The organism is Superficieibacter sp. BNK-5, assembly GCF_047456055.1.
Lineage (GTDB): Bacteria > Pseudomonadota > Gammaproteobacteria > Enterobacterales > Enterobacteriaceae > Superficieibacter.
Genome location: NZ_CP179893.1, coordinates 4744517 through 4763573 on the forward strand (window position 1 = coordinate 4744517; position 19057 = coordinate 4763573).

A 19057-nucleotide genomic window follows, 5' to 3' on the forward strand; every position below is an offset into this window, starting at 1 on the left:
AATCTCCCTAAACTTTACAGCAATCCGGCATGCTTCAGCGCTGCTTTGACGATTTCACGACCGTGGTCGGTAATCGGCGTCATCGGCAGGCGCATCGTATCGGTCGCTACAAGTCCCAATTCCTTACAGGCCCATTTCACTGGGATCGGATTGGGTTCGACAAATAATTTAGTGTGTAACGGCATCAGGCGCTGATTAATGACGCGAGCCTCAGCAAACTGCCCTTGTGCCGCCAGTTTACACATTTCAGCCATATCACGGGCTGCAACGTTTGTAGTCACCGAAATGACGCCGTGACCGCCGAGTTGCATAAAGTCCATCGCGGTCGCATCATCGCCGCTCAGCAGAACAAAGTCATCTGAAACCAGCTCTTTGATCTGATGAACACGACTTAAGTTCCCTGTCGCTTCCTTAATACCAACAATATTTTTTATTTTTGACAGTCGGCCTACGGTTTCAGGCAGCATATCGCACCCGGTACGGGAAGGCACATTATACAGAATTTGCGGCAGGTCAGTATGCTCGGCAATGGCTTTGAAGTGCTGAAACAACCCTTCCTGAGTCGGACGGTTGTAGTACGGCGTGACGGTCAGGCAACCGACGATACCGCTGTTATTGAAACGCTGGGTCAGGCTGATCGCCTCTGCGGTTGCATTCGCTCCCGTTCCGGCAATAACAGGGATGCGACCATCGGCAAGCTCAAGCGTCATCATGACCACATCGCCATGCTCATCGTGGCTCAGCGTTGCAGACTCACCCGTGGTGCCGACCGAAACGATAGCTGACGTTCCGTTATCCACATGATAATCAATCAGTTTTTTCAGGCTTGACCGGCAGACTTTACCTTTTTCATCCATCGGTGTGACAAGCGCTACAATACTTCCCGTGAACATGGGCCATCCTCTGTGCTGACAAGAACCTTAATGGTACGTTTGGTACTGCAATAAAAGCAAGAGACTCAGACCTTTGAGCCTGTTGTATGACGGTTTTTTTTGTGCTTTCCTAATGATTACCCTCCCTCTGACAGGAAGAACAGGTTTGACAGCCTCATCACAACACTATCTGGTTATCACTGCGCTGGGGGCTGACCGTCCAGGGATCGTGAATGCGATCACCCGTCACGTCAGTAGTTGCGGTTGTAATATTGAGGACAGCCGCCTGGCGATGCTTGGCGATGAATTTACCTTTATTATGCTGCTTTCCGGAAGCTGGAACGCCATTACGCTTATCGAATCGACGCTACCGTTAAAAGGGGCTGAGCTGGATTTACTGATCGTCATGAAGCGCACCACCGCCCACCTGCGTCCGGCAATGCCGTCGATGGTCTGGGTTCAGGTAGAAGTAGATGATTCTCCGCATCTTATTGAGCGCTTCACCACCCTGTTTTATACTCATGAGATGAATATTGCCGAACTGGTATCGCGTACTCAGCCCGGTAGCGAGAGCGTCGTTCCGCAGTTATTTATTCAGATCACCGCCCACAGCCCGGCCTCGCAGGATGCATCACTTTTTGAACAAGCGTTCAAAGCCCTATGTACAGAATTGAACGCACAAGGCAGTATAAACATCGTCAATTATTCACAGCATGATGAACAGAATGGAGTGTAGTAATGAATCCACTGAAAGCCGGTGATATCGCACCGAAATTTAGCTTGCCCGATCAAGACGGTGAACAAGTAAATTTGGCCGACTTCCAGGGGCAGCGAGTGCTGGTTTACTTTTACCCGAAAGCCATGACGCCAGGCTGCACCGTACAAGCATGTGGTTTGCGCGATAACATGGATGATCTGAAAAAAGCGGGTGTGGATGTGCTGGGCATCAGCACGGATAAACCAGAAAAGCTGTCACGCTTTGCCGAAAAAGAACTGCTGAATTTTACGCTGCTTTCCGATGAAGACCACCAGGTTTGCGAACAATTTGGCGTCTGGGGCGAGAAATCCTTCATGGGTAAAACCTATGACGGCATCCACCGCATTAGCTTCCTGATTGACGCTGACGGTAAAATTGAACACGTTTTTGACGATTTCAAAACCAGCAATCACCACGATATCGTGCTGAACTGGGTGAAAACCAACGCGTGATATGCCTTATGCGGCCTCGCTTACGCGCAGGCCGCTTCGTCTACTCGTCGAGCGTCAATCCATCCGGCCACGCATGGACCACGGCTTTGATTAGCGTCGCCAGCGGAATCGCAAAGAATACGCCCCAGAATCCCCACAGCCCGCCGAAAATCACCACCGACAGAATGATCACCAGCGGATGCAGGTTGACCGCTTCAGAAAACAGTACCGGCACCAGCAAGTTGCCGTCCAGCCCCTGAATAATGAGATAGACCGCAAAACAGCTCCAGAACTCGGTGCCAAGGCCAAACTGGAAAAGCGCCACGCAGACCACCGGAATGGTGACAACAAAGGCACCAATGTAGGGGATCAATACCGAGAAACCGACCAGTACCGCCAGCAGCAGCGAATAATTGAGGCCAAATAAAATAAACCCAATCCAGGTCGCCACGCCGACGACGATCATCTCCACCACTTTACCGCGAATATAATTGGTGATTTGCTGGTTCATCTCCTTCCAGACCTGCCCTGCCAGCCCGCGATTACGCGGCAGAATGCGTCGCACCGCGTTGAGCATCTGCTCTTTATCTTTGACGAGGAAAAAGACCATCAACGGCACCAGCACCAGGTAGACGGCGATGGTCAGTAACCCGACCAGCGAGGCAAGCGAGTATTTCACCACTGAATCGCCGAGGGTCAGCATCCGCGAGCGCATATTTTCAGCCATCGCATCAATAATGCCCGCGTCCATTAACGCCGGATAACGCCGTGGGAGGTTGGCAGCGTACTCAGACAACTTATTGAGCATTCCCGGCATATCGCGGATCAGGTAAATCCCCTGCTGCCAGGCGACGGGAAAAACCACCAGCGCCATTAAGAGAAGAATACCGACAAACAGCACCAGTACAACGGATGCGGCCCAGCGTCGGGAGCAGCCGATGCGCTGTAGCCGTGCGGTAGGCCACTCCAGCAGATAGGCCAGTACGATGGCGACCAGCAGCGGTGCCAGCAGGCCGCTGAAGAAGAACAGGATACAAAAACCCGCTACCAGGATGACCAGCAGCGCAATCGCCTCCGGATCGCTAAAGCGACGGCGATACCACTGCATTAACATTTCTAGCATAGAACCTTCCCTGCGGGCATGACTGGAGCAATAGATAAGAATTGTATCGAACTGTCACAAAAAAGACTTCGCTTTTTACGTGCTATCGCGGAAACATTATCCGTTGCACAATTATTATTTTCTTTGCGCAGGCAGACGGCTACACTCGCTGCTCACCAACGGTGGAACATTACGTGACATTGCCGGTCAAACTGGCAAATTCAGATAACAGGATTGAGGTTATGTTCAGGCAGTTGAAAAAAACGCTGATAGCCACTCTTATCGCCACGCTAACGCTGGGACAGGCGCTGCCCGCCTTTGCCGATCCCGCGGATACGCTGCCGGATATGGGCACCTCCGCAGGAAGCACGCTCTCCATTGCTCAGGAACTGCAAATGGGGGATTACTACGTTCGCCAGCTCCGCGGCAGCGCGCCGTTAATCAACGACCCTTTACTGGTTCAGTATATTAACTCGCTGGGCATGCGGCTGGTCGCGCACGCCAACTCCGTACGCACCCCGTTCCACTTCTATCTGATTAATAACGACGAAATTAACGCCTTCGCCTTCTTTGGCGGCAACGTGGTCCTGCACTCTGCCCTCTTTCGCTACGCCGACAACGAAAGCCAGCTGGCCTCGGTGATGGCGCACGAGATCTCCCACGTCACCCAGCGCCACCTGGCGCGGGCGATGGAAGATCAAAAAAACAACGCACCGCTGACCTGGGCGGGCACGCTGGGTTCGATCCTGCTGGCGATGGCCAGTCCGCAGGCCGGGATGGCGGCGTTGACCGGGACGCTGGCCGGTTCGCGCCAGGGAGTGATCACCTTTACCCAGCAAAACGAACAGGAAGCCGATCGCATCGGCATTCAGGTGCTGCAACGTTCCGGGTTCGATCCGCAAGCGATGCCCGGTTTTCTGGAAAAACTGCTGGATCAGGCGCGCTATTCGTCGCGCCCGCCGGAAATTCTGCTCACCCACCCGCTGCCGGAAAGCCGACTGTCCGATGCGCGCAACCGTGCCAATCAGATGCCCGCCGTGGTAGTCCAGTCTTCTGCCAGTTTTTATCTGGCGAAGGTGCGTACTCTGGGGATGTACAATTCCGGACGTAATCAGCTCACCAGCGATATGCTTGAGAGCTGGGCGAAAGGCAATATTCGCGAGCAGCACGCCGCGCAATACGGTCGGGCATTACAGGCCATGGAGGCGGGTCGCTTTGCAGAAGCCAGCCAGACGCTACAGCCGCTGCTGAAAGCCGAGCCGAATAACGCCTGGTATCTTGACCTTGCCACGGATATCGATTTGGGACAGAAGAAAAATGCCGAGGCCATTGCCCGCCTGAAGAATGCCAGTGAGATCCGTACCAATCCGGTGTTACAACTCAACCTGGCGAACGCCTATGTGCAGGCCGGCCAGACCCGTGAAGCTGCGACTATCCTGAATCGCTACACCTTTACCTACAAAGACGATCCTAACGGCTGGGATCTGCTGGCGCAGGCCGAAGCGGCCAACGGTCATCGCGATCGTGAGTTGGCTGCCCGTGCGGAGGGCCAGGCGCTGCTGGGACGTCTCGACCAGGCAATCACGCTACTGAGCAGCGCCAGCGCGCAGGTTAAGCTCGGCAGTCAGGAACAGTCGCGCTACGATGCGCGTATCGACCAGTTACGCGCCCTGCAGCAGCGCTTCCGCCCGTATGAAAAAATGTGAGGAATGTTCATGTCCGACACGGTAACGATTTATCATAACCCACGCTGCTCTAAAAGCCGCGACACCCTGAGCCTGCTGAAATCGAACGGCATTGACCCACACGTAGTGCTCTATCTGGAAACCCCACCGGATGCAGCCACCCTGCGCGAACTGTTAACGATGCTCGGCATGACCGATGCGCGGGACCTGATGCGCCAGAAAGAGGATCTCTACCGCTCTCTGAACCTGGCCGATGAGCATCTCAGCCAGCAGGAACTGATTCAGGCAATGGTGGAACATCCGAAGCTTATCGAAAGACCGATTGTCGTTAACAACGGTCAGGCACGCATCGGTCGCCCGCCGGAGCAAGTGCTGGAAATTGTCAGTTAGACAGCATCACGTCGCAGCGTCTGTAAAAAAGCCTGCGGCGTCATCCCTCCCAGTTTTTTCTGCGGTCTTCCCCCGTTAACCAGTAAACACAGCCGAGTCACCAGCTCGTCAGGTGTCGCGTTGCGGGCCGCCGGGATAATTTCCGCCAGCGGCGGTGATACAATAACAGGCTGCGTATCCACCGGCGGGGAGATCATGACGGCGTGCATTCCTTTATCCAGCAGCCACGGATCGAGGGCAGCAGGCAGGTCGATACCGCACCACGAGCGTCCTTTTGTCTCAACACATTGTATCTTAACCGGACAGTGTGTCAGCGCCTCCTCAAGCCAGTTCACCAGCAGTCGTGACGACATTCCCGCATAGATCCGCGCATACCACCAGCCACTTACCGGCTCCTGCGCCATGAGCAAATGGTGTTCGCCATCATCTTCCCTGTGTAGCGACAGTAAAAAGTAATGCAGGTTGAGCTGTTGCGGCACGATACCAGCGCTGAGCGCCTTTTTGCCCTTCGGTACCAACGTTCCGCGCGACGGGCGTGCCGGTTTCAGGTAACGATTAAGGGTCGCACGCGACAGGGGGATTTCCAGTCCCTGAGTCACGAAAAACAGCAAATCATCCAGAGGTGCCTGTAGCATTTCCCGCAGAGCGTTGATCAGAGCAGCCTGCTCCTGTCTCAGTGCTTTGTGTATTTTTCCAGGCGTCGTCTGCCGATCAGTCGTATTTTCCCGTCTGCGCCAACGCCTGACCGTCGTCACCGAAATACCCAGCTCCAGCGCCAGTTCGCGATCGCTTTTATCCGACTCCTGTAAATATTTTCGCACCCTTGGGGTCGTGGTAGCGTTGGCATGCAGCTTAATTTCCATAATAACTCCTGTATCACACCCTAACTAATCATGTGAGATTTATTCTGACCTGTAAATAAAATGTGACCAGATTCACCTTCCTGCCTCAGGGATTAATGAATAATCCCACTGTAGCTTCTCAATACATAACACACACAATACCGATTAATCTTGTACGGAGTTCACAATGAACAATGTTCTGGGATTTCTTGAAGCGAAACTGATGCCGCTGGCCGCCAGGACCGCGCAGCAACCTCATCTGTGCGCCATTCGCGGTGCCTATGTTTCTTTCATGCCGTTTATTATCGTCGGTTCGATCCTGCTGGTGATTTCTTCCTTTCCCAATCAGACCTATCAACAGTTTATGTCGCAGGCGTTTGGCGAGAACTGGAGTGCTATCGTCGAGATCCCGTTTAACGCGGTATTCTCAACCATGGCGCTGTTTATCAGTTTCCTGGTCGCTTACCGTCTGGCTGAGCAGCGTGCTGACGATCGCCTCTCCTGCGGCGTGCTGGCGCTGGTTTGTTTTTTGATCCTCACGCCCTTCCTGAAAGTGGCGGAGAACGGCGGCATTACCGTGATGCCCGTGGAATGGATCGGCACTCGCGGTCTTTTTGTGGCGATGATCGGCTCGCTGCTGTGGACGGAACTGTTCTGCTGGCTAAAGCGTAAAAAGCTGGTGATCAAAATGCCGGACGGCGTTCCACCGGCAGTACAGGAGTCTTTTGCCGCCCTGATCCCCGCCCTGCTGGTGATGATCCTGGTGCTGGCGATCCGCATTGGCTTTGAAAATACCCCTTACCGAACCATCCACCAGTTTATTTACGAGGTAGTGGCCACACCGGTACGCCATTTCGGCACCTCTTATTTCGGCGCGCTGATGACGGTCTTCAGCATTACTATTCTGTGGTCGGTAGGCATTAACTCCGGCTCTATGGTTAACGGCATTATCCGCCCGCTGTGGATGGAAAATCAGACCGATAATATTGCCGCGATCCAGGCCGGAACCACGCCGCCGCATATCATCACTGAACAGTTTTTCGACATGATCTGGATGGGTGGCGCGGGCGCCACGCTATCGCTGGTGATCGCCATGCTGATATTCGCACGTAGCAAAAACATGCGCGAGGTCGCGCGTCTTGGCGCGGGTGCTTCACTTTTTAACATCAACGAGCCGGTATTGTTTGGCCTGCCGGTGATCATGAATCCCATCATGCTGATCCCGTTTAACCTGGTGCCGCTGGTGCTGGTAACCGTGCAGTATGTGGCGATGAAAATCGGCGCGGTAGCAGTCACTACCGGCGTTTTTATTCCATGGACGCTGCCACCGGTTATCAGCGGATTTATCGTTACCGGACACCTTTCCGGCAGCATTATGCAACTCCTCAATCTGCTGATTGGCGCGATGTTGTATCTGCCTTTTATACGCATTGTCGACAAACAATATCGCAGTGCAGAACGTAATATGGAAAACGCTGCAAACGCGCTGGCGAAACAGGAGTAAGGAATGTGGGGAATTATTGCAACCTGGCGGATGGCGCTGGAAGGCGTTTCAACATCGGCGACGGCGCTACAGGGCGGAAGCGCGGCAGCGACATCGGTAGTGGATGCGGTCGTCACCGTCGAAGATTATCCGTTCTATAAATCGGTAGGCTATGGCGGTCTGCCTACTGAAAACGGCGAGGTGGAGCTTGATGCCGCCTGGATGGATGGCGACACGCTGGCCTTTGGCGCAGTGGGTAATCTGATAGATATCGCCAATCCGGTAAAAGTGGCGCATGCGCTGGGTCGGCAGCGTTATAACAGCGTGCTGGTCGGTCAGGGTGCCCGGGAGTGGGCGCTCAGTCAGGGCTTTATGCCGAAAACAATGTTAACTGACCGCGCGATACAACACTACCGCAAGCGATGCCGGGAAACGCTGGATAAGGGCCTCAGCCCCTACGACGGTCACGATACGGTGGGTGTCATCGCTCTTGACCGACAAGGCTCAATGAGTGTCGCCACGTCCACCAGCGGCCTGTTTATGAAAAAGCGCGGCCGACTGGGGGACTCGCCCATCATCGGCTCCGGATTCTATTGCGACAGCGAAACCGGGGCGGCAACCGCGACGGGGGTGGGCGAAGATTTAATGAAAGGCTGCACCAGCTACGAAATTGTCCGCCGCATGGCACAGGGTATGATTCCGCAGCAGGCAGCCGATTCAGTAATTTACGAACTGGAAGATAAGCTGATGTCGCGCTTTGGTCGCGCGGGCGATCTGTCGGTGGTATGCATGAACCGCCATGGCGAATTCGGCGCAGCCACCAACATCAAAACATTCTCCTTCGTCGTCGCTACCGCAACCCAGCCGCTGACCGTTTTCCGCGCCGATCGGCTTCAGGAGAAAACCCATTATCAGCCGGTGGATGACGACTGGATGCAGGCGTATAACGCCCGCATCCGCGCGCCCATTGAGGAATAAAACATGATTGATTATGCTCTTACCGACAGGCTTTCCGGCGATCTGACGCAAAGTCACCTGATCACGTTTCCCGGTAGCCCCCTTTTCGACCAGCCGCTCTATCGGGCGATGCCGATAATTGACGAAATGGAAGCGCTTGCTACGCAGGGGAAACTCGCGGACACGCGCTTTGGCTGCGCCCCCTTCGCACGCATCACTCTACTGCCATCCGGCGTCTGGCATGACGGCGTCACCGATGCGCTGCTCAACCTCCTGCGGCCGTTGTTCACCGACACGGCGTGCCCACAGGTCATTATCGACTGCTCGCACATAGATGAGGTGGTGCTGGCGAAGACGCTGCGCTTCTTATTTAACCTCTCGCATCAGCTGGTGGATCTGGGTCTGAAAACCGGATCGTCACCGGCGACCCGCCTGCGCCGTGTTGTCGGCTACTGTCCGCGGGAAACCCAGCCGCAACGGGAAACGCTGTTCCACCAACAGCACGTTATCGCCAGTGGCATGATTGCTGCCCGCCGACTGGCGGATTTGCCCTCAGAACAGTGTACGCCACAGTATGTGGTAGACGAAGCGCAGCGACTGTGCGCCGCCTTTCCTGCGCTGCGCTGCGAGGTGCTGGATGAAAATGCTATCGTCGAGCAAGGGCTTGGTCTGCTGCATGCAGTGGGTAAAGGTGCAGAACGGCCGCCCCGCCTGCTGGCTATTCACTATGACGGCATCGCTGACGGACCGGTGCGCAGCTACGTTGGCAAAGGTATTACGTTTGATACCGGCGGGCTGTGGCTAAAAGAGGGTGCCGGCATGTACACCATGAAATATGACATGTGCGGCGCAGCGAACGTCCTTGGATTGATGCTCAGCATCGCTGGCCTCGCGCTGCCGGTAAGGGTAATGGGCGTGCTGGCGCTTGCGGAAAACGCTATCGGGCCGAATGCCATGCAGCCCGGTAGCGTGGCGCGCGCCTGCAACGGCATGACGGTGGAGATCAATAATACCGACGCCGAGGGACGTCTGGTGCTGTCCGACGCCCTCGCCTGGGCCAGCCTGCGACATCCCGACACGCGTTATATCATCGATCTCGCCACCCTCACCGGCGCGGTGGTAAAAGCGCTGGGCTATGAGTTAAGCGGATTGATGACGCAGAATGAGTCCCTGCGCCAGGCGTTAACCCTGGCAGGTCAACAGAGCGGAGATGAAGTCTGGTCGCTGCCGCTTGACGCGCGGCTGAAAAAACAGACCGAAAGCGCTATCGCCGATCTGTGCAATACCCCGGGCAACAATGCCGCCATCAGCGCGTCCGCTGCCTGGCTGCTGCACCATTTTTGTCCGTCAACTATTCCGTGGGCACATCTTGACGTAAGCGGCACGGCGCTATGGCGCGAAAGCGGAAGAAGCGTTGCCTCCGGGCGGCCGATCCCGCTGCTGATACAGCATTTGCTTAACGATATTGCGAGCAGTTAATAAGAACACAGGCGTGTCGCCCGGCACGCCTACAGTTTGAGGATCTCTTTAACGAAGGGAATGGTCAGCTTACGCTGGGCGGTGATCGAGGCCCGATCGAGCTGATCGAGGGTCATAAACAGCGTGCGCATCTCCCGATCCAGCCGCTTTAACAGAAAACGGCAGACATCTTCCGGCATCTCAAAACCCCGCTGGCGCGCGCGCAACTGCAAAGCCTGGAGTTTATCTTCATCCGACAGCGGCTGGAGTTTATAAATTTGCCCCCAGTCGAGGCGCGAAGCCAGATCGGGCAGACCCAGCTTAAGTTGCCGCGGCGGCCGATCACCGGTGATCAGCAGGCGGGTTTTACCGGACTCCAGGATGCGGTTATAGAGATTAAACATCGCCATTTCCCACGGCTCATCCCCGGCAATGCATTCGATATTATCGATACACACCAGCGAAAGCTGCTCCATTCCTTCCAGCACTTCCGGTACAAACCAGGTGCGTTTATCCAGCGGTACATAGCCCACCGCATCGCCGCGCTGGGAGAGTTCAGCGCAGGCCGCGTGCAGCAGGTGGCTGCGCCCTGCCCCTTCGCGGGACCAGATATAGATATAGCCGCTGTGATCCTGGCGCAGCACGTTTTGCAGTGCGGCCAGCAAAGAGGGGTTATCGCCCGGCCAGAAACTCGCAAAGGTTTCGTCGTCGGGAAGATAGAGTGGCAGTGAGAGCTGCGCCGGTGTGTTCAGGTGGACCTCTGTCTGGGCTTGCAAAAATCGCCTTGAGTTTATCACAAAACCGGAGACTGAGAACCGGGTGGATCGCCACCCGGTGAGTGGATCATCTTGTTTATGCGCCTTTATCCGTGGCATCCAGCACGATTTCTTCCGGACGCAGCATGCTGATAAGCTTAAAGATCAGGCTCAGGGCAACACCCACGATGGTCGCCAGCGCCATGCCTTTCAGTTCGGCCGCGCCTATGTGCACTTTCGCACCGCTAACGCCGATGATCAGAATGACCGAGGTCAGGATCAGGTTTTGCGCTTTGCTGTAATCCACTTTTGATTCGATCAGCACGCGAATACCGGATGCGCCAATCACGCCGTACAGCAGCAGCGAGACGCCGCCCATCACCGGCAGCGGGATGATCTGTATGGCGGCGGCCAATTTACCCACGCAGGAGAGCAGGATAGCAATAATCGCCGCGCCCCCAATAACCCAGGTACTGTAAACGCGGGTGATCGCCATCACGCCGATATTTTCACCGTAGGTGGTGTTTGGCGTAGAGCCAAAGAAACCAGAAACGATGGTCGACAGTCCGTTAGCAAACATCGAACGATGCAGGCCCGGATCGCGAATCAGGTCTTTTTTGACGATGTTGGCGGTAACCACCAGATGTCCGACGTGTTCGGCAATCACCACCAGTGCGGCAGGCAGAATGGTGAAGATAGCAAACCACTCAAAACGCGGGGTATAGAACGTCGGCAGTGCGAACCAGTGCGCCTGCGCAATCGGTGTGGTATCCACAGCGCCCATCACGAATGAGAGCGCGTAGCCCACCAGTACGCCGATCAGGATTGGGATAATCGCCAGGAAGCCGCGGAACAGCACCGAACCAAAGACGGTCACGGCCAGCGTCACCAGCGAGATAATAATGGTTTTAGTATCAGCAGATTGTCCGTCTGGCGGCAGCAAGCCCGCCATATTCGCGGCGACGCCAGCCAGCTCCAGACCGATAACCGCCACGATGGCCCCCATCGCCGCCGGCGGAAACATCACGTCCAGCCAGCCAGAACCGGCTTTTTTGACAATGAAAGCGACAAGACAAAACAGCACGCCACACATAATAAAGCCGCCGAGCGCCACTTCATAACCCAGCGGCAGAAGCAGCAATACCGGGGAGATAAAGGCAAAACTCGACCCGAGGTACGCCGGGATTTTGCCTTTACATATGAAGAGATACAGCAATGTGCCGATGCCGTTAAACAGCAGCACCGTGGCCGGGTTAATGTGGAATAAAACAGGCACCAGCACGGTTGCACCAAACATGGCAAACAGGTGCTGCAAACTAAGCGGGATTGTCTGTAAAAGCGGCGGTCTTTCACTCACCCCGATAGCACGGCGCGTCATAGTATTACCTCTGAATGTTGTATGTGGGTTGTTTTACTCAAAAAAAAGCCGACTCTCAAAGTCGGCTTTTTTTACTTATTCATTTATTTCGTACCAAAGAGCTTGTCACCGGCATCGCCGAGGCCCGGAATAATGTATCCGTGCTCATTAAGTCCCTGATCAATGGACGCGGTATAAAGTTCGACGTCCGGATGCGCTTTCTCCAGCGCCGCAATACCTTCCGGTGCCGCCACCAGTACCAGCACCTTGATGCTGGTGCAGCCCGCATTTTTCAGCAGGTCGATGGTCGCAATCACAGAACCGCCGGTTGCCAGCATGGGGTCAACGATCAGCGCCATACGCTCATCAATATTGGAGACCAGCTTCTGAAAGTACGGTACTGGCTCAAGCGTTTCTTCGTTGCGGTACATCCCTACCACGCTGATGCGCGCGCTCGGTACGTTCTCCAGTACGCCTTCCATCATCCCCAGTCCGGCACGCAGAATAGGCACAACGGTGATTTTTTTACCTTTAATCTGGTCGATTTCTACCGGGCCGTTCCAGCCTTCGATAGTCACTTTTTCCGTTTCCAGATCGGCTGTCGCTTCATAGGTCAGCAGGCTACCCACTTCAGAGGCGAGTTCACGGAAGCGTTTCGTGCTGACATCCTGCTCACGCATCAGACCCAGCTTGTGTTTGACGAGTGGGTGTTTCACTTCAACGATCTTCATTCTCTTTCTCCTTTGAGGGGCAGCCACAAAAAAAATCGACGGATTATACCGCCTTTCTTTTGGTCGACAATATTTTTTTGTTTGATGTCGATCAAGCATATGCGCGTAAAGGAAAATTTCATTTACTAATTAAAAGGTTACGGGGAAGCAAATCAGAGAAACTCACATGGCGCTCGCTTTCGCGAGTTGACAGACGGCTACAGCGGAAGAAAAAAGCGGCCAGCCGGTGACTGACCGCTAAAACGAGGATTACAGTTTTTCGCCGTTAGTGGCAATCACCTGCTTATACCAGTCAAACGATTTTTTGCGGCTGCGGGCCAGCGTACCGTTGCCGTCGTTGTCTTTATCGACGTAGATAAAGCCGTAGCGTTTTTTCATCTCGCCGGTGCCGGCGGAGACCAGATCGATACAGCCCCACGGCGTATAGCCCATCAGATCCACCCCATCTTCCACGACCGCTTTTTTCATTTCGGCGATATGGGCAGAGAGATAGTCAATACGATACTGGTCGTCGACTGAACCGTCTTTTTCCAGCACATCGATCGCGCCAAAGCCGTTTTCGACGATAAACAGCGGTAGCTGATAGTGATCCCAGAACCAGTTCAGGGAGTAGCGCAGGCCCACCGGGTCAATCTGCCAGCCCCAGTCGGATTTCTGCACGTGCGGGTTGGAGACCAGGCTTTTCGTTTCGTCGTAATCAAGTTGCGGATTGTCGGCGGTCGCTTTGGTGGCGAACGACATATAGTAACTAAAGCCAATGTAGTCGACGCAGCCCTGTTTCAGCGCGGCGTGATCGTCTTCGGTGATATCCAGTTTAAAACCGCGACGGTCGAAATAGTTCAGCAGATGCTGCGGATAGATCCCACGCACGTGAACATCGGTGAACCAGTAGCGACGATGCATGGCGTTCATCGCCATCATCATATCGTTCGGCGCACAGCTCAGCGGGTAGATCGGGCACATGGCGATCATGCAGCCCACCTGCAATGACGGGTTGATCTCCCTCGCCGCTTTCACCGACAGGGCGCTGGCGACCAGCTCGTAGTGCGCGGCCTGGTACATCACCGGCTCACGATCTTCACCAGGCGCATATTTCAGCCCGGAGTTGGTGAACGGGGCGAAATCTTCGTGATAGTTAGCCTGGTTGTTGATCTCGTTAAAGGTCATCCAGTACTTCACTTTATGCTGGTAGCGGGTAAAGACCACCTTCGCGAAACGGACAAAGAAGTCGATCAGCTTGCGGTTACGCCAGCCGCCGTATTCCTTGACCAGATGATAAGGCATCTCGAAGTGAGAAAGCGTAATCACCGGCTCAATACCGTACTTCAGGCACTCATCAAACAGATCGTCATAGAATTGCAGGCCCGCTTCGTTCGGCTCCTGCTCATCGCCTTTCGGGAAAATACGCGTCCAGGCGATTGAGGTACGAAAACATTTGAAGCCCATCTCGGCAAACAGCGCAACGTCTTCTTTATAGCGATGATAAAAATCGATGGCTTCGTGGTTAGGGTAGTTTTTCCCCGGCAGCACGCCGTCGGTAATTTCACGTGCCACGCCGTGCGCACCGGCGGTCATTACATCGGCCACGCTCGCGCCTTTACCGCCTTCCTGCCAGCCGCCTTCCAGCTGATGCGCTGCGACCGCGCCGCCCCACAGAAAACCTTCTTTAAGTCCGGACATGTTCTCTCCCTCATGAACGATCGCCGTCTGGCGACCGATGTTGCTGATTGAAATGGTAAACCGCGCCGATCAATCCGGCGTCGTTGCCGTAACTGACGGTATCGATGTATTCCGCAATGCCGAACCAGGCCAGGTGTTCGCGCAGCAGCGCCAGAAAACCCGGGCGTTCGACAATGCCGCCGCCGATCAGAATCGTCTGCGGATCAAATAAATTAACGAGGTTATAAAGGCCGGTACCAAGGCCGTTTAAGAAATCCGTCACCAGGCGCTGACAGACGACGTCGCCTGCATCAAAGCGGTCGAAAATCTCCTCGCCGGTAACCTCCTCCAGCGCTTTGCCGATATGTTCGGCGTAGCGATAGCGTAAAACGCGTAGCGTGCAGTTTTCATTCATGGAATAGCGACGCACGTCGCGGGAACCGGGGCGTTCGGTTTGCATATAGCCAAACTCGCCTGCGCGAAAACGCGCGCCGTGCACCAGTTGGTTGTTACAGAAAATCGCCCCGCCGACGCCGGTACCGATGGTTAACACCAGGAAATTTTCCATCTCTGCGCCTTTGCCCTGCCAGCGTTCGGCCAGCAGCACGCAGTTAGCGTCGTTCTCAATGGCGACGGGAAGCCGGACCTTTTCTTCCAGCCAGTGTTTGATGGCGAAATTATCGAATTTGCGGATTGCGCCACCCATGGTAATAAAGCCGGTGTGCGGGTTGACGTAACCGGGCGCGCTGATGGCAATCCCTTCACACTCCGGATGGGCCGTTATCCATGTCAGCATGGCCTGTAAAATCTCGTCGCCATCACTGTTGTTGATCGTCTGCTTTCCTTTTTCCAACAGTTCTCCGGCAGCGGTGACCACGCCCATTTTTAACGCGGTGCCACCAATATCAAATGCGGCAATTTTCATCCTGTTTCGTCCTCCTGAATCCCGTCAGTACCCGCTTACCGCTTTTCTCAACCAAAAACAGAAACCGGTTTCATTGGCATGATGGTCACTCACGGGCATGGAGGCAAGCATAAGAATGTACCCGGTTTCATTTTCGTGAACAGTATCAAATTTGTGTCTCTGCATGTTGTTCAGCGTCTGGCACAAAGCAGGCTCGCAAACGTTTGCTTTCCCTGTTAGAATTGCGCCGATTTTATTTCTACCGCAAACACGCGTGGGGACTCAGCAGTGACCGATAAAACCTCTCTCAGCTATAAAGATGCCGGTGTTGATATCGATGCGGGCAACGCTCTGGTCGACCGAATCAAAGGCGTAGTGAAGAAAACCCGTCGCCCGGAAGTGATGGGCGGTCTGGGTGGCTTTGGCGCGCTGTGCGCCCTGCCGCAGAAATATCGCGAGCCGATTCTGGTCTCCGGCACCGACGGCGTGGGAACGAAGCTGCGTCTGGCGATGGACCTTAAGCGTCACGATACTATTGGTATCGATCTGGTGGCGATGTGCGTCAACGATCTTGTGGTCCAGGGTGCTGAGCCGCTGTTTTTCCTCGATTACTACGCCACCGGCAAGCTGGATGTCGATACGGCGGCCAGCGTTATCCACGGTATCGCTGAAGGCTGCCTGCAATCCGGCTGCGCGCTGGTGGGCGGTGAAACTGCGGAAATGCCAGGGATGTATCACGGCGACGATTACGACGTGGCCGGGTTCTGCGTGGGCGTGGTGGAAAAATCGGAAATTATTGACGGCAGTAAGGTCGCTGATGGCGACGTGCTGATCGCGCTGGCCTCCAGCGGCCCGCACTCCAACGGCTATTCGCTAGTGCGTAAGATTGTGGAAGTGAGCGGCTGCGATCCGCTAACCACCGATCTTGACGGCAAGCCGCTGGCGGATCACCTGCTGACCCCGACCCGCATCTATGTGAAATCCATTCTGTCGCTGATTGAGAACATTGAGGTACATGCGATTGCCCACCTCACTGGCGGCGGTTTCTGGGAAAATATTCCGCGCGTACTGCCAGATAATACCCAGGCGGTGATTGACGAATCCTCCTGGCAGTGGCCTGCCATTTTTGGCTGGATGCAGCGTGCGGGTAACGTCAGCCGTCATGAAATGTATCGCACCTTTAACTGTGGCGTTGGCATGATCGTCGCGCTGCCGGCGGCTAATGCAGATAAAGCCATTGCATTGCTCAATGAGAAGGGTGAAAAGGCGTGGAAAATCGGTATCATTAAATCTTCTGATTCCGACGAGCGCGTGGTCATTGAGTAATGAAAAACATCGTGGTGCTGATCTCCGGCAACGGCAGTAATTTACAGGCGATTATTGACGCCTGCGAGCAGAAAAAGATCGGCGGCACGCTGCGTGCGGTATTCAGCAATAAGGCCGACGCGTTCGGCCTTGAGCGCGCGCGTCAGGCAAACATTCCTGCGCATGCATTAACGGCCAGTCAGTTTGCCAGCCGCGAAGCCTTTGATCGCGAACTGATGCTGGAAATTGACGCCTATGCGCCGGATGTAGTGGTGCTGGCGGGCTATATGCGGATTTTAAGCCCGGAATTCGTGGCGCACTATCAGGGACGGCTGTTAAACATCCACCCTTCTCTGCTGCCCAAATATCCGGGCCTGAATACCCATAAGCAGGTGCTGGAAAACGGTGATGAAGTCCACGGTACGTCGGTGCATTTTGTCACTGACGAGCTGGACGGCGGCCCGGTTATTTTGCAGGCCAACGTGCCGGTGTTTAGCGGCGACAACGAGGACGATATTACCGCACGGGTGCAGGCGCAGGAGCATGACATCTATCCGCTGGTGATTAGCTGGTTTGTTGCTGGCCGTCTTGAAATGCGCGACAACGCGGCGTGGCTGGACGGTAGCCCTCTGCCGCCCCAGGGATATGCCGCAGATTAAAATATTATCATCGTAATAATGCCTCGTCAGAAGGTGTTATTGCGATGTTAATCGAATTCGTAGTAATAGCGTGTTATTCCGGTACATTCAGATTTATTTCATCTATTCCCTGACAGAAATTATCATTGACACCATTTCCATTCAAAAAATATATATTTCCAGCTAATATATAAAAATGCGGAAAATGTTTTATCGAAAATGAACTTGCCTCCTTGATTTTCGGCAATAATCGCAATAGCATGCTCACCGGCTTTTGTTACTCTTGCCCGGACAGTTAACATGTTTAAAAATAAGGTATTACTTTTTGGTATCTGGATTATCCCAGTTATTCTTCTGTTTTATTCTTTTAACGCCTGGTTCCACATTAACCGCATTCACATTAACGCCAGCACAGCCACCGTGCAGTACCATGCCGCGCTGGAGGCCCCCAAAAATGCAGCTAACGGCACCTTCGTTTGGGATGGGAAAAAATATTCAATCTCTGGCATTGTTGACCGCTATGAAGCCATAAAAGAAACTTACCCCTATTATTTTGCCGCCGTTAATACTGAGTACGTCCTGGCTATCTTCAGCTGTATATTTTCGGTTATTGCTTTTTTTTCTGGCGTGCTGGCGCAAAGATTGTGCTTACACGTAAGGAAGCTTAACGAAGAAGATTTACCCCCTGAAGATAAATCCTCTTTATTCCATTGGTTTCGTAACATCATTGCCCTTAGTGCAACCGCCCACTGTTTTTTTATCATCCTGACGGCTATCACCCTACTGATATTTAAGATGCTATGGTTTAGTTGGCATGTTAAAGCCATCAGCAATCATTATGCGTTATATCTAACCGGTGAAATCGTCACCGCCTTCGTTATTATTGGCCTGAGTGTTTTTCTGTGGCATGTGAAAGATTGCATTAAGCTGTTTACCATTTGCGAACCGCTACGTTATGGCATCAACCTGACGAAAAATCGCGAGCAGAAGTTCTGGAGTTGGCTGGAGAAAACGATGCAGGAACAGGGCCTTCCCCTGCCCGACAATGTTGCCCTGAGTTTGCAAAAAGCCTGCTACGCCACGCGCGAACCCCTACAACTGGCGCAGGGCGATAAGCTTGAAGGGTTAACGCTCTGCATTCCGGTTCGCCAGATCGCGGCACTGAATAAACACCGTATGGAAGCGCTACTGGTGAAGGCGCTGGAAAATATTGATGCTCCTCAGCCGACGGAAGCCCATGATTTACTTGAAATGCACGCCCGGATTGCGCAGTGGTTACGTAACCCGCCCTATCATGGCGTCAGGGAAAAAATCTACCGTGTAGTCACCTGCGTCGCAACACCGCTCGCCGATCACTTTTTACACAGCTATACTCCGCTCATCCATAAAGAGGCCAGCGGACAGATTTGGGCGGTCTCGCACCTGCTCATTAAAGCGGATAATAGTCACGCCGCTGCGCTAATCAACGGCCTGCATCTGCATATTTCTACTATCACCAGTCAGCTTCCTGAAACGTCGCTGCCTGCCTGACTGCTTTTTTTTAAGGCGTTATCGCTGTGATCCCTGCGATAGCGCCTGCTCCGGTCGAGACAAATTTCTTCAATAATATCGAATAACTGTCATACTGAGACGGCATTCTGAACCTCGCGATCGGCCCGGTAACCGGTTTGCTTACGGCGTATGCGGGACGTGCGGACATCGCGTTTCCAGAGCATATTCTTTATGGGCGTC

The 19057-nt window shown here is 54.1% G+C and carries 18 protein-coding genes; 10 read left to right on the forward strand and 8 right to left on the reverse strand.

All coding sequences use genetic code 11. The features are described from left to right. Nucleotides 1-14 precede the first annotated feature (14 nt). Nucleotides 15-893: a 4-hydroxy-tetrahydrodipicolinate synthase gene (gene dapA / locus ACMGGS_RS22695; protein WP_176917100.1), complete on the reverse strand. Its 879-nt coding sequence runs from the start codon at nt 891-893 to the stop codon at nt 15-17. Between the two features lie 145 nt (nt 894-1038). Between dapA and ACMGGS_RS22700 the strand changes: the two genes are divergently transcribed. After that, nucleotides 1039-1608 (forward strand): glycine cleavage system transcriptional repressor, encoded by a 570-nt coding sequence (locus ACMGGS_RS22700; protein WP_414164477.1) that lies wholly within the window; start codon nt 1039-1041, stop codon nt 1606-1608. 2 nt (nt 1609-1610) lie between these two features. Continuing rightward, complete coding sequence (gene bcp / locus ACMGGS_RS22705; RefSeq protein WP_176917101.1) at nt 1611-2081, forward strand: thioredoxin-dependent thiol peroxidase; 471 nt, start codon at nt 1611-1613, stop codon at nt 2079-2081. 40 nt (nt 2082-2121) lie between these two features. On the opposite strand, the gene ACMGGS_RS22710 is transcribed toward bcp, so the two are convergent. Next, nucleotides 2122-3183 carry an AI-2E family transporter gene (locus tag ACMGGS_RS22710; protein WP_176917102.1) on the reverse strand — a complete coding sequence of 354 codons (1062 nt, stop codon included), beginning with the start codon at nt 3181-3183 and terminating at the stop codon, nt 2122-2124. A gap of 221 nt (nt 3184-3404) precedes the next feature. Between ACMGGS_RS22710 and bepA the strand changes: the two genes are divergently transcribed. Both bepA and arsC read left to right on the forward strand, forming a co-directional pair. Next, nucleotides 3405-4868, forward strand: coding sequence for a beta-barrel assembly-enhancing protease (bepA, locus tag ACMGGS_RS22715; RefSeq protein WP_194206211.1), 1464 nt, complete (start codon nt 3405-3407; stop codon nt 4866-4868). Between the two features lie 9 nt (nt 4869-4877). Next, a complete protein-coding gene (gene arsC, locus ACMGGS_RS22720) occupies nt 4878-5237 on the forward strand; it encodes an arsenate reductase (glutaredoxin) (RefSeq protein ID WP_414164478.1) in 360 nt (119 codons plus the stop codon). Here the strand turns inward: arsC and ACMGGS_RS22725 are convergent. Beyond that, entirely contained in the window at nt 5234-6100 is an 867-nt protein-coding gene (locus tag ACMGGS_RS22725) for an XRE family transcriptional regulator (protein WP_414164479.1), read from the reverse strand. The genes arsC and ACMGGS_RS22725 overlap by 4 nt on opposite strands. Nucleotides 6101-6266: 166 nt before the next feature. Between ACMGGS_RS22725 and ACMGGS_RS22730 the strand changes: the two genes are divergently transcribed. From ACMGGS_RS22730 to ACMGGS_RS22740, 3 genes are read left to right on the forward strand one after another with little or no spacing between them, the layout of a single operon-like run. Next, the gene (locus ACMGGS_RS22730; RefSeq protein ID WP_414164480.1) at nt 6267-7583 is read left to right on the forward strand and encodes a PTS sugar transporter subunit IIC; all 1317 of its coding nucleotides are present in this window, start codon (nt 6267-6269) and stop codon (nt 7581-7583) included. Between the two features lie 3 nt (nt 7584-7586). Next, nucleotides 7587-8540 carry a N(4)-(beta-N-acetylglucosaminyl)-L-asparaginase gene (locus ACMGGS_RS22735; RefSeq protein WP_414164481.1) on the forward strand — a complete coding sequence of 318 codons (954 nt, stop codon included), beginning with the start codon at nt 7587-7589 and terminating at the stop codon, nt 8538-8540. Nucleotides 8541-8543: 3 nt separating this feature from the next. Continuing rightward, nucleotides 8544-9998 carry a leucyl aminopeptidase family protein gene (locus ACMGGS_RS22740; RefSeq protein WP_414164482.1) on the forward strand — a complete coding sequence of 485 codons (1455 nt, stop codon included), beginning with the start codon at nt 8544-8546 and terminating at the stop codon, nt 9996-9998. A gap of 29 nt (nt 9999-10027) precedes the next feature. Here ACMGGS_RS22740 and ACMGGS_RS22745 read toward each other — a convergent pair whose 3' ends face one another. From ACMGGS_RS22745 to bglK, 5 genes are all read right to left on the reverse strand, one after another. Then, complete coding sequence (locus tag ACMGGS_RS22745; protein WP_414166336.1) at nt 10028-10729, reverse strand: DnaA inactivator Hda; 702 nt, start codon at nt 10727-10729, stop codon at nt 10028-10030. A gap of 100 nt (nt 10730-10829) precedes the next feature. Further along, nucleotides 10830-12110: a uracil permease gene (uraA, locus tag ACMGGS_RS22750; protein ID WP_414164483.1), complete on the reverse strand. Its 1281-nt coding sequence runs from the start codon at nt 12108-12110 to the stop codon at nt 10830-10832. Nucleotides 12111-12193: 83 nt separating this feature from the next. Beyond that, nucleotides 12194-12820, reverse strand: coding sequence for a uracil phosphoribosyltransferase (gene upp, locus ACMGGS_RS22755; RefSeq protein WP_103750926.1), 627 nt, complete (start codon nt 12818-12820; stop codon nt 12194-12196). A gap of 249 nt (nt 12821-13069) precedes the next feature. Next, nucleotides 13070-14500 (reverse strand): 6-phospho-beta-glucosidase, encoded by a 1431-nt coding sequence (locus ACMGGS_RS22760; RefSeq protein WP_414164484.1) that lies wholly within the window; start codon nt 14498-14500, stop codon nt 13070-13072. 10 nt (nt 14501-14510) lie between these two features. Continuing rightward, entirely contained in the window at nt 14511-15404 is an 894-nt protein-coding gene (bglK, locus tag ACMGGS_RS22765; RefSeq protein ID WP_414164485.1) for a beta-glucoside kinase BglK, read from the reverse strand. A 267-nt stretch (nt 15405-15671) separates the two neighbouring features. On the opposite strand from bglK, the gene purM reads away from it, so the two are divergent. The 3 genes from purM (at nt 15672) to ACMGGS_RS22780 (ending at nt 18856) form a co-directional block, all read left to right on the forward strand. Then, complete coding sequence (purM, locus tag ACMGGS_RS22770) at nt 15672-16709, forward strand: phosphoribosylformylglycinamidine cyclo-ligase (protein WP_414164486.1); 1038 nt, start codon at nt 15672-15674, stop codon at nt 16707-16709. Continuing rightward, nucleotides 16709-17347, forward strand: coding sequence for a phosphoribosylglycinamide formyltransferase (gene purN / locus ACMGGS_RS22775; protein WP_414164487.1), 639 nt, complete (start codon nt 16709-16711; stop codon nt 17345-17347). Before purM ends, purN begins: the two co-directional genes overlap by 1 nt. Nucleotides 17348-17626: 279 nt before the next feature. Further along, nucleotides 17627-18856, forward strand: coding sequence for a hypothetical protein (locus ACMGGS_RS22780; RefSeq protein WP_414164488.1), 1230 nt, complete (start codon nt 17627-17629; stop codon nt 18854-18856). The last annotated feature ends 201 nt before the right edge of the window (nt 18857-19057 follow it).

Bases quoted from the DNA above. Each gene is read 5' to 3' on its own strand.
- dapA (WP_176917100.1), bottom strand. From the start codon at position 893: ATGTTCACGGGAAGTATTGTAGCGCTTGTCACACCGATGGATGAAAAA.
- bcp (WP_176917101.1), top strand. From the start codon at position 1,611: ATGAATCCACTGAAAGCCGGTGATATCGCACCGAAATTTAGCTTGCCC.
- ACMGGS_RS22710 (WP_176917102.1), bottom strand. From the start codon at position 3,183: ATGCTAGAAATGTTAATGCAGTGGTATCGCCGTCGCTTTAGCGATCCG.
- bepA (WP_194206211.1), top strand. From the start codon at position 3,405: ATGTTCAGGCAGTTGAAAAAAACGCTGATAGCCACTCTTATCGCCACG.
- arsC (WP_414164478.1), top strand. From the start codon at position 4,878: ATGTCCGACACGGTAACGATTTATCATAACCCACGCTGCTCTAAAAGC.
- ACMGGS_RS22725 (WP_414164479.1), bottom strand. From the start codon at position 6,100: ATGGAAATTAAGCTGCATGCCAACGCTACCACGACCCCAAGGGTGCGA.
- ACMGGS_RS22730 (WP_414164480.1), top strand. From the start codon at position 6,267: ATGAACAATGTTCTGGGATTTCTTGAAGCGAAACTGATGCCGCTGGCC.
- ACMGGS_RS22735 (WP_414164481.1), top strand. From the start codon at position 7,587: ATGTGGGGAATTATTGCAACCTGGCGGATGGCGCTGGAAGGCGTTTCA.
- ACMGGS_RS22740 (WP_414164482.1), top strand. From the start codon at position 8,544: ATGATTGATTATGCTCTTACCGACAGGCTTTCCGGCGATCTGACGCAA.
- uraA (WP_414164483.1), bottom strand. From the start codon at position 12,110: ATGACGCGCCGTGCTATCGGGGTGAGTGAAAGACCGCCGCTTTTACAG.
- upp (WP_103750926.1), bottom strand. From the start codon at position 12,820: ATGAAGATCGTTGAAGTGAAACACCCACTCGTCAAACACAAGCTGGGT.
- ACMGGS_RS22760 (WP_414164484.1), bottom strand. From the start codon at position 14,500: ATGTCCGGACTTAAAGAAGGTTTTCTGTGGGGCGGCGCGGTCGCAGCG.
- bglK (WP_414164485.1), bottom strand. From the start codon at position 15,404: ATGAAAATTGCCGCATTTGATATTGGTGGCACCGCGTTAAAAATGGGC.
- purN (WP_414164487.1), top strand. From the start codon at position 16,709: ATGAAAAACATCGTGGTGCTGATCTCCGGCAACGGCAGTAATTTACAG.
- ACMGGS_RS22780 (WP_414164488.1), top strand. From the start codon at position 17,627: ATGTTTAAAAATAAGGTATTACTTTTTGGTATCTGGATTATCCCAGTT.